We start from the raw sequence: 14,645 nt of genomic DNA on the forward strand, positions 1-14,645 counted from the left end.
ATTATTTCGTATACGTACCGGAAAGTACCTACTTACTTTTTTGATGTCAACTCACTATAGTATAGGTGAGCACAATGAGTCACTAATTAAACAGAGGGTGGAATGATGACTGAATATCAGTTTTTAGAACCATTTACGTTTACTAAAAAGAATGTCACGTTGCGAAATCGGGTGGTGATTCCACCAATGACAGAGCGAATGGCCTTTGAAGATGGGACTGTGACTAGCGATGAGCTGGCCTACTATGCGCAACGAGCAAATGGTGCAGGATTGTTCATTACTGCAGTGGCCAACGTCAATGCGGTCGGCAAAGGGTTTGAAGGTGAGTTGAGCGTTGCCGATGATCGATTTATTCCTGGCTTACGGCGGCTTGCCGCAACAATTAAGGCTGGTGGCGCTAAGGCAATCTTACAAATATTTAGTGCCGGACGAATGACAAATAGTGCCATTTTGCGTGGGCAACAGCCAGTTAGTGCTAGTGCTGTCGCTGCACCACGACCTGGTTATGAGACACCACGCGCCTTAACAAATGAAGAAATCCTGCAGACCATTACAGACTTTGGTGAGGCAACACGGCGAGCCATTGAGGCTGGTTTTGATGGTGTGGAATTGCATGGGGCGAATACGTATTTAATTCAGCAGTTCTTTTCACCACACTCTAATCGTCGAGAAGACGAATGGGGCGGGGATGTTAACGCACGGATGCGTTTCCCGTTAGCGGTCATCAAGGTGGCCCAAAGTGTCATTGAGCAATATGCGACGCGGCCGTTTTTACTTGGCTACCGGTTGTCACCCGAGGAGATTGAGGAACCAGGTATCACCATGGATGACACGTTAGCGTTAGTTGATCAACTGAAAGAAACGCCTTTGGATTATTTACATGTATCGCAAAGCGACGTGTGGCGAACATCTTATCGTGATAAGACGTCGACCGCCATTATTAATGATGAAATTAAAACCCATTTGGCTGGGAAAATGCCGATGATTGTAGTGGGAAATTTAGCTAAACCAGCTGACGTTAACCGGGCAGCGGCAGATTATGACCTAGTTGCTTTAGGACACGAAGTTTTGTATGAACCACGTTGGGTTGAAAAGGTGCGTTCTGGTGATGAAGACACGATCCGTTATGCATTTTCACGGTCAGAACTGGCCGATTTAAATATCGCACCCACATTTTTAGACATGATTCGGATAGTGTCAGGTAAGAAGGGGATTCCTTTTACGAATAAATAGGAGATATAGATGACGAATAAGTATGATTTGAAAGATAAGGTCGTATTGATTACCGGTGGTGGTAGTGGCATTGGTCGGGCGATTGCGCAAGGATTTTTAGACAATGGGGCGAAAGTAACGATTGTTGGCCGGCACTTATCTGCATTGCAAGAAACATTGGCTGACTATCCAGCTGAACAGGCGATGGCCATGACCGCTGATATTAGTGATCCAGCTGAAATTGATAAGATGGTTGCTACCGTGGTGGCACGTTTTGGACAACTAGATGTTGTTGTCAGTGATGCGGCGTACTTCACAGGTGGGAGTGTACAAGATACGTCAGTTGCCGCTTGGCAAACGACCGTGCACACAAATATTGATGGCTTTTTCTACCTGGCCAAAGCCACTTATTCAGACCTAAAAAAGACAGCCGGTACTTTAATTGCAATTTCATCAGTTTCTGGACTATATGGCGATTGGGGCCAAGCTGCCTATAATGCAAGTAAACATGCAGTGAATGGATTTGTCCGTTCAATTGCTTTGGACTGGGGGCAAGACAACATTCGCGTCAATGCGGTCGCACCAGGGTTCACTCGTACCCCAATGAGTGCAGGTATTACTGATGATAAATTAGCGCCGTTTGTGAATCGGATTGCGTTGGATAGACCAGGTACACCAGCTGATGTCGCCCCGGCCGTTCTATTTCTAGCCTCGTCGGATGCCCGTTATATTACCGGCGCTATTTTGCCAGTGGATGGTGGGACGACGGCTTCGACAGGGCAGCCACATATTTAAATGTCGTTAATGTTATGTATAAATAAAGAGAGTGAGACAAAAGTCGGGGAGTAGTCTGCACGGTGAATTGACTTTTGTCACACGTTTTCGCTATTTAAAATTAGAAAACAACAATGGGCCTGTGGACATAATTAGTTATGTCCCAGACCCTTTGTGATTTACGAGCTTAATTAGTGAAAACGTAGTCCAAGCATCACGTTGCTGTGCAGGCTTCCTGACTTATGTACCACTACTAGTTGGTTAATCGTCGACGCGATAGCGCAATTCAATTAGTTGCCCAAACTGCTCTGTGTCTAGCAAAGTTAATTGATGTGTGGAAATTCCGTTTGGGAAAAGAGGAATCCCTGCACCAAGGATTGTTGGCGCAAACGTAATCCGTAATTGTGTCAACAGGCGGTTCTCCAGTAATTGTCTGACGAGCTGACCGCCACCGACAATCCAAATGTTTTTACCAGGTTGTGTTTTAAGTTCTGAAAGTAACGTTGAAAAGTCGTCTGTAAAGGTCACTCGTGCAGAGGACGGTTGCGTTGTGTGACTAATGACAAAGTTTTCTTTGCCTGAATATGGATAATCGGGCATATGCTGTTTGATCCAGCGGTAAGTCGTTGCACCCATAATCACCGTATCGACAGTATCATAAAATTGTTGAAAGCCGCCATCGCCAATTGTTGGCGTATTTTCCAACCAATCCACGCTTTCGTCTGACGTGGCGATAAAGCCATCTAAGCTACTACCTAAGTAGGCAATTACTTCACGCATTTGGACACCTTCCTTAATGTGTATAACGGTAGTGTAACGAACCTATCCATAATCACAAAATAATCCGATTTTCCTGTTTTTTTCATGGTAACCCCGTTGACATCTTTGCTAACTACCGTATACTTAACTAAGTAAATTTGCCCCATGGTCAAATTGGTTAAGACGTCGCCCTCTCAAGGCGGAATTCCGGGTTCGAACCCCGGTGGGGCGATTTAAAGTCACCCAGGCGCTTGCTTAGCAGATTTACGACTTTAAAGTAATTATTGGGTATTAGCCAAATTGGTAAGGCAGCGGACTCTGAATCCGTAATGTACTGGTTCGAATCCAGTATACCCAATTGATGAGTTTCATCAGGTTTCATAAGATTGTCTCAACGCTGTTATATCAGCATTGAGGCAATTTTTTTGTTTAAATACATGGGAATGAGTTGGAACTAAATGGCACCACAGTGGCACCACGAAGACGGAAAATAGACTGTTTTTACCATACCAAAGCACTTATTTAGCTACTTTGGTAAAAATAAAGTACTGCTAGTTGCTTGCTACACAGCGCGTACAGCAATCTAGTGGCACCATGAACCAACTATTTTAGATTGGTATACCTTAATCACATAAAAACACACATCACCGGCGGGTGGTTGGGTCAGGCGTTGCTACATTCTGTGGCACGTCTTTTATTTTGATCATATTACTAGTACACTAAGCGGTGTCAGAGTTTTGGTAGCGGGTCGTCTTCTTCGGAGGGCGCTTTTTTTATTTTCTGAGTTAAATCCTAAAACATGTAAAGCTAGTCCTATCAGTAAGCCCGTTTCTTTCTAAGTAATTTAGGCAGTTCTTTATGGTGTCCGATTTGTTCAGTTTGTCCGTTAAAAAAGGTGTAGTAGAAAGTAGTAAAAAGGGATGCACTCGAGTGAGCGCATCCCCAAATCTAAGTTATTGCCTAACAGACAAAACCTGATATAATATGTCTATGGAAAGGTAGCGAGCGCCGTAAACACTCACTACCCGCTGGAATAAGTGTTAGACCTTTAGCTAATCGCGCTTGCGGTTAGCTTTTTTTATTGCCTGATAGCCTTGAGCAAAGAATTTGAATGCTCTAGCCATCAAGCAAATAGATACAGCGAACTGTATCACCGACCTAAACTCCTTATGCTTAGTGTCATCTGTTCTCACCCCTTTTACTGGAATATGGTGAGAACGAGAACGGATAACACTTACCAGCTAGGACGACAGCAAGTAATGAACTGGCTGAATGTCCGTAAATTAATTTTAACGAACGGCTTGTTATCACACCAGTAAAGCGACTTTCAAAATAGCGGATCGTACCGAGAGCACGAACAGTTGACTTTATCTAAAATGATGGTATATTCAATGTAATTAGCCGGCTAATTACATTGAGAGGAGCGCTACTAAAATGGACTTTTCATTTTCTGATCGACCTAACGATGAACGAATTAAAGCGACGCTGGCCACGGCTGCGAGTAGTTCAGACTCTGAGTTGACAACACTCTTCCTAAACGTGCAGTGGACGTATCGTGAAATGCAAAAGGCTTACGATCGCGTATTGGATCAACATCATCTGTCAGAATCGAAGTTTATCTTATTGATGTTTCTGGAACGCGCTGATAGGCATCGCTTGCAGCCGTCGGAGCTAGCCGAAAAACTCGGTGCAACGCGGGCGACTGTTAGTAAATTGCTAACAGGCATGGAACGCAGTGGATTTATTCAAAAGGGACATGATTCGGTCGACAAACGGGTCGTTCTCATCGAACTAACGGCAAGCGGTCAGGCTGTTTTAACGAACTTTTTACCCAGTAACTTTCAGGCAGTCGACACGATCTTTGCACATTTTTCTAAACCTGATCAGCAAGCATTAACGGGTTTACTAGAAAAAATCAAACAGGGTACCCAACAACTAAATCAAGAAAATGAGGGAAATTAATTATGAATGACAAGAAAATTGAACTATTACAAACATACCTGAGCTTATACATTGACCATACAGCGGTGTTAGCTGATATGGATAAGGAAACTTCACAGTATGTAGTTTTAGACGTACGAAATGCCCCTGCACAAGTCAAGCAAGACCAGATCAAGGGTGCTGTAGCAATGCCAGCTAAGGATTTGGCAGCACACTTGGACGACCTCGACAAAAGTAAAACTTATGTGGTCTATGACTGGACTGCTGGGACAACCTTAGGTAAGGCAGCGTTGTTGACGTTGTTATCAGCTGGGTTTGATGCCTATGAATTAGCGAGTGCATTAGAAGGCTGGAAGGGCATGCACCTACCGATTGAAACAATTTAATCGGTAACGCCAGTAATTTTTAAACTGTGTTCATAAAAAGCGAGTGGGATAAAAGTCGGGAAGTCGTGAGCAAGACCTAGAACGACCGTACGGGTTGGGCTTCAACCCGGTAGGTAGTTCGTAGTCTGCACAGCGACTTGACTTTTGTCCCACGTTTTTGCTATTTAAGTTCGTAAATCAAAAAATGAGTTTGGGACAAGATGACTTGTGTCCCAAACTCTTTATTAATTTCTTTGCTTAATCTGGAACGATAACCATGGTTAAGATGTGTTGTTGATCAGGCGTCAAGGTAAATTCAAAGGGGCTGGTACCGTTAAAACCATTACCAGCAACGTGAATTTGCAGGCACCATTGAGCAGGCGCAGTTTGTTTACCATCGACGAGCTTGAACTGCGATTGTTTGCCAATGTTGTCCGTTTGGTTCCAACGAGCAACACGGTCGCGACCTTCGTATACGTTGCCCCAATCATTGATCGAGCCGTCGTCGGTGAACAATGCGATAAAGCCGTCACTGTCGGCGGCGTTTGTGGTGGTAATGAATTGTTGTAACACAAGTGGCAGTGTTTCCATAAGCGAAACTCCCTTTACCATAGATTAATGAACACCGTCATTATAGCGCAGGAACAGTAGCTGGAAAACATATTGCTACCACGGAACGATACCATCGGAATTTGAATAAGTGCCGTCACTGTCAGCAAAGATTCCGTTGATGGTGTTTGTCGATGCTAGCGCTAGGTCAACGGTACGTTCAACACCCTCAGCAACCGTTTTATTACCGCCACCGCCGCCAAAGGTCGTGTCAACCCAGCCAGGATTGACTGCGTTCACGGTGACGGATGAAGTTGATAATTCATTGGCCAAATCGATCGTAAACATGTTGACAGCAGCTTTAGAAGCTTGATAGCCCATGGCGCTATGCTGGTAAATGCTGGTTGTGGGATCCGATGCCAATGTGAGGGAGCCGACCGCACTTGAAATATTAATAATTTTGGCACTCGGTGCTTGTTTTAATAATGGCAGGAACGTCTGTGTGACGGCAATTAAGCCGAAGAAGTTAACGTCGAAATCTTGACGGATGATCGTTAGTGGTAATTCAGACGCTTTATGAGCGCCGTCGAGCGCAACACCAGCATTGTTAATGAGAATATCAAGGTGGCCAAACTGGGCTGCGACAGTGGTAGCTGCCGCTTTGATACTGGCTTCGTCGGTGACGTCAAGCAAGATTAATGTCGCGGTGATGCCAAGCTTTGTCAGTTGTGTTACTGCTTGTTCACCAAGTGCTTGTTGCCGCGCACCGACTAAGATATGTTGACCGGCTAGTCCTAACTGACGTGCAAGTTCAAAACCCATGCCACGGTCGGCACCAGTGATTAATGTAAATTTTTGAGCCATACTTAAAATCCTCTCTAGTAACTGTGATAAACTGATCGTATTCCCCTGACGTAACTGGAGGTCAAGCAAATTATCGAAAAAATGATGCAAATTGGTGAAGTTGCTGCAATGACTGGTCTGTCTGTCAGAACGATTCGTTTTTATGAGCGAAAGGGCGTTGTTAAGCCCTCGGCAAGAGATGCGAATCAACATCGCTTGTATGACGACGAAACGATCCATTGGCTATCATTAGTCGGGTACTTGCGGCAAACGGGTATGTCTGTAAAAGCACTAGCTGACTATTATGAGTTGATCCAACAGGGACCAGCAACATTGAACGCTCGGATTGACTTACTGCAAGCTCAGCGGGAGCGAGTTGTCGAAAGGATGGCTGCGCAAAAGGAGCAGCTTTGGCAAATCGATCATAAACTAGCGCATTATCAAGATGATCTGACTAAATATGTTTAAAAATCGAGAGTGGGACAAAACTCGGTAAGTAGTCTGCACAGCGACGTGACTTTTGGCGCACGTTTTCGCTATTGAAACTTAGAAAATAACAATGGGTCTGGGACATAGTTAGTTATGTCCCAGACCCATTTGTGTCGCTATTTTTTGGTCATAAAAGTGAGCAGTGGCGGTAGAAACGCGAATTGATAGAAAAGGGCAAAGAAGCCGCCATACAGAAGAGTAAATAATGATCCGGCAAGTAAGTTGGCTTTAGCAGAGAAATGATCAGCTAATTTTTTGAGAAAGCTAAGTGGGTGTAGTAAGTCCCATGAGTTAAAGCGGATGTAACGACCCATGTAGATACCGAAGGCTAAGACGAAGAAAAGTAAAATCGTGAAGCCCCAGAAAACAGGGTTGTTAAGACTACTGAGATGCGTCGGATCAATTGCTAAAATGATGACAAACTGAAATAACAACACGTTGAGACACATGTTAATAACGCCTGAAAGTGCCAGGAATAAAACGGCGATAATGTCGTACCAAATGGGCACTTCATGGGTGTCCATTTCACGATGAGTTAAATTCAATTCGGTTACCAGGTAGCCAGAATTTGGCAGGAATAGTAACCAAACGATTACCCCAATAACTGCCAAAATAGGCACTAGGTAAGAGAGCCAGACAACATTTGCCAAGGCGATTAGGTAGGCGACTACTAATTCACCGATAACAACGAGCACTAGGATCAGTAGGGGTGCTAATGAGAGGCGAATGTTCAATAGCATTGGCTTAAATAATTGGGTGTGAAAGAGTCGCGGCCGTAACCGCAGCAATAGGTAAGCCATTAGGTTGAATGATAAGGTCACAATGAGGATATTTAGCATAAGAACACTCCTGTCAAAAAATGATGTACACATTATTGTAGCTTTTTTGACAGCGGCTGTCGTGCGTTTTTATAGCAATATAAGACGGTTGTCAAAAATCGCATAGATAACAGCACTAAACAACAATGGGTCTGTGGACATAACTGATTATGTCCATAGACCCATTGTTGTTTTGTCCCACTCTCGATTTTGATTAAGCCTTAATATTAAGCAGGTTCCTTTACAACGAGTACATCAATCGCAGCACTGCGAACGACGTAGCCAGTTGTTGATCCTAGCAGGGCACGTTCAAATGCGTTTGTCCCGGTGGCCCCAATAACGATGAGATCAATGTCATGTTCTTGTGGAAATTCCTTGGCAATGGTTGGCTTAGGGGCGCCTTGAATAACGTGCGTTGAAATGTTGGCGAAGCCCGTTGATGCGGTTGCATCTTTGCTCAAGCGACTAAGGTAGCCACGTGCTTGTTCCATCATTTGGCTTGGCATATCTTGCATCAACGGCTCGGTGGTGGTGTAAACCGGCGCAACCACCTGCAGTAGTGCGATGTCAGCACCGCTTGTTTTAGCGATTTCAATCGCAGTTGTTAGTGCTAATTTGGCATTTTCAGAACCATCAGTCGGAACCAGAATGTGTTTTGGTGTAAATGACATGATAAGTACCTCCTATGTGATTATGATTTACTAGCTTATTTATAACATGCGTGTAATTAAGACGCATGAAATCTGCTTATCGATGGGCCAGTTGCCACAAGACCCAACTCCATAAAAGCAGGATCGCAGCCGTGTATAGCACGCACGTAAAAAAAGCGAAAACGACAATCATTGTTGTGGTGAACTGACGTAAAACAAGCAAGCCAATTGCCAGCACAATCGCATTGATGAGGCGACGTTGCAGACGCTCACGTAGCTGTTGAAGTTCTTTGAAACTCATGGTGATCGCCTTTCTGTGTTAATCATGAGATAACACTAGACTAATTTGCATTCAGTGGGTGAACCACGTTAGGGTGGTAGAAAGCTTTTATTACTTTGGCAATTGAAACGGAGGCAACAACGACAAATGTTTTTAACCATGAATCATCTGAACAAGACGTATGCTGGCAATAAAGTCGCAGTTGAGGACTTTAATTTAGAAGTGGCACGGGGTGAGTTTATCTGCTTTATCGGTACCTCAGGATCTGGAAAAACGACGACGATGCGCATGATTAATCGAATGCTGCACCAAACATCGGGAACCATTGAAATTGACGGTCAAGATATTGCTGAAATGAACCCGGTGCAACTACGGCGACGGATTGGCTACGTGATTCAAAACATTGGATTGCTGCCACACATGACCATTCGGGACAACATTACATTGGTGCCGCGCTTATTAAAGTGGCCAGAGGAAAAGCGAAATAAGCGCGCGAAAGAAATGATTGATTTAGTTGAGCTGCCCGATAGTTTTTTAGATCGCTATCCAGCCGAACTGTCTGGTGGTCAGCAACAACGTATCGGAGTTGCCCGTGCACTGGCTGCGGATCAAGACATCATTTTAATGGATGAGGCGTTTAGTGCGTTAGACCCAGTGACGCGCGAATTACTCCAAGATTTAGTCAAAAACCTGCAGCAAAAGTCTGGTAAAACATTTGTCTTTGTCACCCATGATATGGATGAAGCCCTGAAATTGGCAACCAGAATTGTCGTGATGTCGCATGGAAAAACGGTTCAAGTAGCGACACCGGAAGAAATTTTGCGCCATCCTGCCAATGAATTTGTGGAAGAATTAATTGGTCATGACCGGTTAATTCAAGCAAAACCAAGTATCACAACGGTTGGACAAGTCATGCTTAAGACACCAGTTGCCATGACGGCTGATCAAACGATGTCGCAAGCTTTGAAATTAATGCATGAGCGACGCGTAGATACGCTGTTGGTAACTGATACCGACAAGAAGTTGATCGGGTTTGTGGATATTGAAAGCTTCAGTGATAATTATGCACCGCAACAAGCATTAAGGAACATCGTCAATACGAAAATTTTCTACGTTAATGAAAATGCCGTTATTCGTGATACGGTCGATCGAATTTTAAAACATGGCTATAAGAACGTACCCGTAGTGGATGATCAGCAACACTTAGTGGGAATCGTAACGCGCGCTGCGTTGGTGGACATTGTTTATGATGCGTTATTTGGTGACGAGGCTGCTGATGGGCAGGCGGATGCAGCAAGTAAGGCAGGTGTTTAATTGTGATCACCTTTTTACAGAATTACGGTGGGCAACTGTTGTTCAAAACCTGGCAGCATTTGTACATTTCTGGAATTGCATTATTTTTAGGTGTGTTGGTCGCTGTGCCACTTGGTGTGGTCTTAACCCGGTTCAAAAAAGCTGCAGGGATTGTTATTGGTTTAGCGAGTGTGCTTCAAACGGTGCCTGCGATGGCGTTACTAGCGTTGATGATTCCACTGTTTGGGATCGGTGCAAAGCCTGCGATTATCGCGTTATTCATCTATTCCTTACTGCCAATCTTACGTAACACGTATTTGGGATTAGCTGATGTGGATCCGAGTGTCCTAGATGCAGCTAAAGGAATGGGCATGAGTCAGTTGGAATCCATTCGCATGGTTGAGCTACCACTAGCAGCACCAGTGATCATGGCTGGTGTGCGACTGTCTGGCACATACGTGATTGCCTGGGCGACATTGGCCTCGTACATCGGTGCTGGTGGCCTTGGGGACTTCATTTTTAATGGGCTAAATCTGTATCGTGGTGACCTAATTTTAGGCGGATCAATTCCAGTAATCCTGCTTGCTTTAGTCGTTGATTTCTTGTTAGGGCAGTTGGAGCATGTCTTTACAGCCCAAACGGACGCTGCAAAGGAGGATTCTGTCGCATGAAAAAAAGATGGCTCAAAGTAAGTGGATTGCTGTTGGCAAGCGCAGGATTAATGCTGGCATTGGGCGGTTGTGGCTTTCCGGGATTAAATAATAGTCGCACCGGAACAGTCCGAATTGCGGCCCAATCCACCACAGAATCACAAATTATGGCAGAAATGCTCAAGGATTTAATACAACATGAAACGCCTTATAAGAGTACGATCATTGCCAATTTAGGTTCAGGTAATGTGACATTTAATGCGCAGAAGCGCGGTGATGCTGATGTAACTGCCACGCGTTATACCGGTACGGATTTGGAATCAATCATGGGTAAAAAGATTGACCGTAGTCGCACGCCGGCGCAGACAGATGCGTATGTTACGCGCTACTTTAAACAGCACTATCACATGACGTACTTTCCGAGTTATGGCTTTGCAGATACGTATGCTTGGATGGTGACACAGGACTTTGCCAAAGAGAATCATGTAACGACTGTGAGTGACTTAAAGCCAGTTGCCAAACGCATGAAGGTGGGGATTGATCCAATCTGGGAAAATCGTCATGGCGACGGGTATACCGATTTCAAACGTGTCTATGGATACGCCTTTAACGATGTCTATCCGATGCAAATTGGTTTGGTTTATGATGCACTGGAAAATGTTCGAATGGACGCCGTACTTGGTTATTCAACGGATGGGCGAATTGCCAGTTATCATTTGAAAGTATTGACTGATGACCGCAATTTATTTCCACCGTATAACTGTAGCGCTGCCGCAAATGATGCCGCTTTGAAACGATTTCCTGCTTTGCGACCGACAATTGCACGCCTAAACGGCAAGCTCGACGCCCACACGATGCAACAATTGAATTATCAAGTTGATAATGATTTGGAAGAACCTGCAACCGTTGCGCAACGATACTTGCGGGCACACCACTATTTTGAGGAGGGTAAGTAAGATGGCAAAGCTAAATGTTTGGCAGCAACTGATTGCTTATTTTCAGCAAAATGGCTTGTATGTGCTGGCGCAATTTAATCATCATTTTCTGATCTCAATTTATGGTGTACTCTTTGCGGCAATTGTTGGAATTCCTGTGGGAATCTTAATCGCGCGGTACCGCAAATTAAGTGGTTGGGTGATTGGTATTGCGAATGTGATTCAAACCATTCCGTCATTAGCGATGCTGTCGGTGCTGATGCTAGGACTTGGCTTAGGCGTGAACACGGTGATTGTGACCGTCTTCTTGTACGCGTTACTACCGATTATTAAAAACACCTATACCGGCATGTTAAATGTGAACGCCGATGTGGTGGATGCCGGAAAAGGGATGGGAATGACACGCTTTGAATTGCTACGATTCGTTGAATTGCCGCTGTCCCTATCTGTGATCATGGCGGGTATTCGTAATGCACTAGTGTTAGCGATTGGGATTACTGCCATCGGTTCCTTTGTTGGGGCTGGCGGTTTGGGCGACATTATTATTCGTGGAACCAACGCGACGAATGGCGGTGCGATTATCTTGGCTGGGGCGTTGCCGACGGCTTTAATGGCGATTGTGGCTGATGTCGTCTTGGGTTGGTTACAAAAACGCTTTGATCCTAGTCAAGCAACTAAGTGAGCATTTTTTTCGGCGAGATTGTGCGCCGGTTGATTCAGCAAATGAAAACGTGTGCTTAGGACGGTAACGACTTCGTCTCAAGCACACGTTTTTAAATAAAGGCTTAGTTAGTTTGCAACGGGGCTCTTATGTCAGTTCAAAAAGAGTTGTAAGGTAGTGATAGAAAATAATCAGGGAGTGTCGCGATGCATGCGTATACGAAGACGAAGGCTTGTTTAGAACGATTGGTCAATGAACACGTTGTTCCAGGGATGTCGTATGCCTTATTAGATGGCACTGAGGTGGATCAACGTGTACTAGGAGCGGCATCTTGGTGGCCACAGCGTGAGACATTACAACCAAATATGTTGTATGACCTCGCTTCCTTGACGAAGGTAGTTGGGACAACCACAGCATTGATGCAGTTAGTTGAGCAAGACCGCGTGTCCATTGATGATACGTTGACGAAATTTGTGCCAGCATGGCAGGATACACGCGTAACGTTACGCGATTTGTTGACGCACACCTCAGCGATTGGCGGTTTCATTCCGCATCGTAATGAGTTGTCAGCCGATCAGCTGCGGGCAGCGCTACTACAGTTGCCCGTGGGACCAGGTTTTGAGCAACGAGATCATTACACGGATATCGGATTGATTTTTATCGGCTACATCTTGGAAAATGTGTATCAGCAGCCAGTACAAACAGTTATCACGCAACAGGTGCTCCGTCCGTTGGGGCTGACAACAGCGACATTTACACCGAAATCGAAACAATGTGTTCCAACAGAATTACAGCCCACTGGTCTATTACGTGGGCGTGTTCATGATCCGAAGGCCGCGATTCTTGGCGCACATTGTGGCTCAGCTGGATTATTCGCAAGTTTGGCCGATTTAATTAAGTTTAGTCAGTGGTTCTTAAGCGATGATGATCGGGTACTATCAGCTAAGTCACGTGATTTGTTACAAACGGACCAAACGCCACAGCGTAATTTAGGTCGCTCTTTAGGCTGGAACTTGCTCGCAGCTAGCGATAATTCACATCTTGTTTCATTTCACACTGGTTTTACCGGGACTATCCTTATTTTGGACCGGGTGACACATCAAGGTGCAATTTGCTTGACGAATCGTGTCCATCCAACGCAGCAGAATCAACGCTTTATAAAATGGCGGCCTGATTTTTACCGAACGTTTTTGAATGAAGCGGCGAGAATCTCCTAAACGGCTGTGCTACACTAGAATGTAACAGCTTACAAAACTAATGAAGGTGGTCTCGCTACATGACTGAACCAATGTTTATGATTCCTGTTTTTCACAACAAAATTTGGGGTGGTACTGGCCTACACGAACGGTTTGGCTATGAACTACCGACTGATCACACTGGCGAAGCTTGGGCGATTTCGGCACATCCACATGGGCCAGCAACCGTTATCAATGGTGAATTTCGTGGTGAATCTCTGGACACGATTTGGGCGCAACATCGGGAAGTGTTTGGCAATGCCAAGGGTGATGTGTTCCCATTGTTGACGAAAATTTTGGATGCTCATGAAGATCTGTCGGTGCAGGTCCATCCTGATGACGCCTACGCGGCTGAGCATGAGCACGAATTAGGCAAAACGGAATGTTGGTACGTGATTGCCGCGGAACCCGGTGCTAAGCTTTATTATGGACATCATGCTCAGACACATGAACAGCTAGCCGATTGGATCAATCACGATAAGTGGGATCAGCTTTTTCGGACGGTGCCAGTCAAAGCTGGTGACTTTTTCTACGTCCCAAGCGGTACGATTCACGCGTTGGGTGCCGGTATTATGGTCTTAGAAACGCAACAAAGTTCAGATACGACTTACCGTGTGTATGACTGGGATCGAACTGATGCGAAGGGAAATAAACGGCCTTTGCATAAGCAGCAAAGTATTGATGTGACAACGGTACCACATGTTGATCCGCAGTTGGATATCGTTAAGATGCAGGTCGGGGATGCAACAGTGACAAAGTTTGTGGATTCTGATTTCTTTGCCGTTTGTGAATGGCGCCTAGCAGGTGGATCTGCTACTTTCAAACGTGGTGAAGCACCCTATACGCTGGCTTCAGTACTTGCTGGTCGTGGTGAACTAACGGTACCTGGAGAAGCTCCCTACACCTTAACGAAGGGAATGCACTTTATTTTGCCCGTCGACATTAAAGAATGGACGATTAGTGGTGATGTTCAGATCATTGCTAGCGAACCAGGTGCCAAGGTCTAAATAACTGAACGAAATCAAAAATAGTTTGGGACATAAATCATTTGTCCCAAACTATTTTTTGATTTATGAACTTAAATAGCGAAAACGTGGAACAAAAGTCGGGAAGTCGCTGTGCAGACTACGAACTACCTACCGGGTTGAAACCCAACCCGTACGGCAGTTCTAGGTCTTGCTCACGACTTCC

17 protein-coding genes and 2 tRNA genes are annotated in these 14,645 nt (G+C 45.0%); 13 read left to right on the top strand and 6 right to left on the bottom strand.

Annotation, left to right across the window (positions count from 1 at the left end):
* The first annotated feature begins 105 nt into the window (after window positions 1-105).
* Complete coding sequence (locus IV55_RS03320) at window positions 106-1,233, top strand: NADH-dependent flavin oxidoreductase (protein WP_057809352.1); 1,128 nt, start codon at window positions 106-108, stop codon at window positions 1,231-1,233.
* A gap of 9 nt (window positions 1,234-1,242) precedes the next feature.
* Complete coding sequence (budC, locus tag IV55_RS03325; protein ID WP_057809355.1) at window positions 1,243-2,007, top strand: meso-2,3-butanediol dehydrogenase; 765 nt, start codon at window positions 1,243-1,245, stop codon at window positions 2,005-2,007.
* A 240-nt stretch (window positions 2,008-2,247) separates the two neighbouring features.
* On the opposite strand, the gene IV55_RS03330 is transcribed toward budC, so the two are convergent.
* Complete coding sequence (locus IV55_RS03330) at window positions 2,248-2,766, bottom strand: dihydrofolate reductase family protein (RefSeq protein ID WP_057809357.1); 519 nt, start codon at window positions 2,764-2,766, stop codon at window positions 2,248-2,250.
* Window positions 2,767-2,904: 138 nt separating this feature from the next.
* Here IV55_RS03330 and IV55_RS03335 point away from each other — a divergent pair.
* The 4 genes from IV55_RS03335 (at window position 2,905) to IV55_RS03350 (ending at window position 5,072) form a co-directional block, all read left to right on the top strand.
* Window positions 2,905-2,977, top strand: a tRNA-Glu gene (locus IV55_RS03335).
* Between the two features lie 53 nt (window positions 2,978-3,030).
* Window positions 3,031-3,103: transfer RNA gene (locus tag IV55_RS03340), tRNA-Gln, on the top strand.
* Window positions 3,104-4,179: 1,076 nt separating this feature from the next.
* A complete protein-coding gene (locus IV55_RS03345; RefSeq protein ID WP_057809359.1) occupies window positions 4,180-4,707 on the top strand; it encodes a MarR family winged helix-turn-helix transcriptional regulator in 528 nt (175 codons plus the stop codon).
* Between the two features lie 2 nt (window positions 4,708-4,709).
* Window positions 4,710-5,072, top strand: coding sequence for a rhodanese-like domain-containing protein (locus tag IV55_RS03350; RefSeq protein WP_057809361.1), 363 nt, complete (start codon window positions 4,710-4,712; stop codon window positions 5,070-5,072).
* Between the two features lie 237 nt (window positions 5,073-5,309).
* Here the strand turns inward: IV55_RS03350 and IV55_RS03355 are convergent, their stop codons facing one another.
* Both IV55_RS03355 and IV55_RS03360 read right to left on the bottom strand, forming a co-directional pair.
* A complete protein-coding gene (locus IV55_RS03355; protein ID WP_057809363.1) occupies window positions 5,310-5,642 on the bottom strand; it encodes a nuclear transport factor 2 family protein in 333 nt (110 codons plus the stop codon).
* A 75-nt stretch (window positions 5,643-5,717) separates the two neighbouring features.
* Window positions 5,718-6,464, bottom strand: coding sequence for an SDR family NAD(P)-dependent oxidoreductase (locus IV55_RS03360; RefSeq protein ID WP_057809365.1), 747 nt, complete (start codon window positions 6,462-6,464; stop codon window positions 5,718-5,720).
* Window positions 6,465-6,545: 81 nt separating this feature from the next.
* On the opposite strand from IV55_RS03360, the gene IV55_RS03365 reads away from it, so the two are divergent.
* On the top strand, window positions 6,546-6,911 hold the full coding sequence (locus IV55_RS03365; RefSeq protein ID WP_057809367.1) for a MerR family transcriptional regulator: 366 nt from the start codon (window positions 6,546-6,548) through the stop codon (window positions 6,909-6,911).
* 137 nt (window positions 6,912-7,048) lie between these two features.
* Here the strand turns inward: IV55_RS03365 and IV55_RS03370 are convergent, their stop codons facing one another.
* The 3 genes from IV55_RS03370 to IV55_RS03380 all read right to left on the bottom strand — a co-directional run bounded on the left by IV55_RS03370 (window position 7,049) and on the right by IV55_RS03380 (window position 8,701).
* Window positions 7,049-7,771 (bottom strand): DUF1361 domain-containing protein, encoded by a 723-nt coding sequence (locus IV55_RS03370; protein ID WP_057809369.1) that lies wholly within the window; start codon window positions 7,769-7,771, stop codon window positions 7,049-7,051.
* A 206-nt stretch (window positions 7,772-7,977) separates the two neighbouring features.
* Complete coding sequence (locus IV55_RS03375) at window positions 7,978-8,421, bottom strand: universal stress protein (protein WP_057809371.1); 444 nt, start codon at window positions 8,419-8,421, stop codon at window positions 7,978-7,980.
* A 76-nt stretch (window positions 8,422-8,497) separates the two neighbouring features.
* Window positions 8,498-8,701, bottom strand: a complete 204-nt coding sequence (locus IV55_RS03380; protein WP_057809373.1) for a hypothetical protein — start codon at window positions 8,699-8,701, stop codon at window positions 8,498-8,500.
* A gap of 126 nt (window positions 8,702-8,827) precedes the next feature.
* Here IV55_RS03380 and IV55_RS03385 point away from each other — a divergent pair, with 126 nt between their 5' ends.
* The 6 genes from IV55_RS03385 to IV55_RS03410 all read left to right on the top strand — a co-directional run bounded on the left by IV55_RS03385 (window position 8,828) and on the right by IV55_RS03410 (window position 14,461).
* The gene (locus IV55_RS03385; RefSeq protein WP_057809375.1) at window positions 8,828-9,994 is read left to right on the top strand and encodes a betaine/proline/choline family ABC transporter ATP-binding protein; all 1,167 of its coding nucleotides are present in this window, start codon (window positions 8,828-8,830) and stop codon (window positions 9,992-9,994) included.
* Window positions 9,995-9,996: 2 nt separating this feature from the next.
* The gene (locus tag IV55_RS03390) at window positions 9,997-10,644 is read left to right on the top strand and encodes an ABC transporter permease (RefSeq protein ID WP_057809377.1); all 648 of its coding nucleotides are present in this window, start codon (window positions 9,997-9,999) and stop codon (window positions 10,642-10,644) included.
* Window positions 10,641-11,579, top strand: a complete 939-nt coding sequence (locus tag IV55_RS03395) for an osmoprotectant ABC transporter substrate-binding protein (RefSeq protein WP_057809379.1) — start codon at window positions 10,641-10,643, stop codon at window positions 11,577-11,579. The genes IV55_RS03390 and IV55_RS03395 overlap by 4 nt, the downstream gene beginning before the upstream one ends.
* 1 nt (window position 11,580) lies before the next feature.
* Window positions 11,581-12,240, top strand: coding sequence for an ABC transporter permease (locus IV55_RS03400; RefSeq protein WP_057809381.1), 660 nt, complete (start codon window positions 11,581-11,583; stop codon window positions 12,238-12,240).
* Window positions 12,241-12,425: 185 nt separating this feature from the next.
* Window positions 12,426-13,436 carry a serine hydrolase domain-containing protein gene (locus tag IV55_RS03405; RefSeq protein WP_057809382.1) on the top strand — a complete coding sequence of 337 codons (1,011 nt, stop codon included), beginning with the start codon at window positions 12,426-12,428 and terminating at the stop codon, window positions 13,434-13,436.
* Window positions 13,437-13,495: 59 nt separating this feature from the next.
* Window positions 13,496-14,461, top strand: coding sequence for a type I phosphomannose isomerase catalytic subunit (locus IV55_RS03410; protein WP_057809384.1), 966 nt, complete (start codon window positions 13,496-13,498; stop codon window positions 14,459-14,461).
* Window positions 14,462-14,645 lie beyond the last annotated feature (184 nt).

This window comes from Furfurilactobacillus siliginis (assembly GCF_001437435.1).
Lineage (GTDB): Bacteria > Bacillota > Bacilli > Lactobacillales > Lactobacillaceae > Furfurilactobacillus > Furfurilactobacillus siliginis.

Coding starts and splice junctions, on each gene's coding strand:
- IV55_RS03380 (WP_057809373.1), bottom strand. CDS start 8,701: ATGAGTTTCAAAGAACTTCAACAGCTACGTGAGCGTCTGCAACGTCGC.
- IV55_RS03385 (WP_057809375.1), top strand. CDS start 8,828: ATGTTTTTAACCATGAATCATCTGAACAAGACGTATGCTGGCAATAAA.
- budC (WP_057809355.1), top strand. CDS start 1,243: ATGACGAATAAGTATGATTTGAAAGATAAGGTCGTATTGATTACCGGT.
- IV55_RS03355 (WP_057809363.1), bottom strand. CDS start 5,642: ATGGAAACACTGCCACTTGTGTTACAACAATTCATTACCACCACAAAC.
- IV55_RS03375 (WP_057809371.1), bottom strand. CDS start 8,421: ATGTCATTTACACCAAAACACATTCTGGTTCCGACTGATGGTTCTGAA.
- IV55_RS03365 (WP_057809367.1), top strand. CDS start 6,546: ATGATGCAAATTGGTGAAGTTGCTGCAATGACTGGTCTGTCTGTCAGA.
- IV55_RS03395 (WP_057809379.1), top strand. CDS start 10,641: ATGAAAAAAAGATGGCTCAAAGTAAGTGGATTGCTGTTGGCAAGCGCA.
- IV55_RS03345 (WP_057809359.1), top strand. CDS start 4,180: ATGGACTTTTCATTTTCTGATCGACCTAACGATGAACGAATTAAAGCG.
- IV55_RS03370 (WP_057809369.1), bottom strand. CDS start 7,771: ATGCTAAATATCCTCATTGTGACCTTATCATTCAACCTAATGGCTTAC.
- IV55_RS03405 (WP_057809382.1), top strand. CDS start 12,426: ATGCATGCGTATACGAAGACGAAGGCTTGTTTAGAACGATTGGTCAAT.
- IV55_RS03330 (WP_057809357.1), bottom strand. CDS start 2,766: ATGCGTGAAGTAATTGCCTACTTAGGTAGTAGCTTAGATGGCTTTATC.
- IV55_RS03410 (WP_057809384.1), top strand. CDS start 13,496: ATGACTGAACCAATGTTTATGATTCCTGTTTTTCACAACAAAATTTGG.
- IV55_RS03350 (WP_057809361.1), top strand. CDS start 4,710: ATGAATGACAAGAAAATTGAACTATTACAAACATACCTGAGCTTATAC.
- IV55_RS03320 (WP_057809352.1), top strand. CDS start 106: ATGACTGAATATCAGTTTTTAGAACCATTTACGTTTACTAAAAAGAAT.
- IV55_RS03400 (WP_057809381.1), top strand. CDS start 11,581: ATGGCAAAGCTAAATGTTTGGCAGCAACTGATTGCTTATTTTCAGCAA.
- IV55_RS03360 (WP_057809365.1), bottom strand. CDS start 6,464: ATGGCTCAAAAATTTACATTAATCACTGGTGCCGACCGTGGCATGGGT.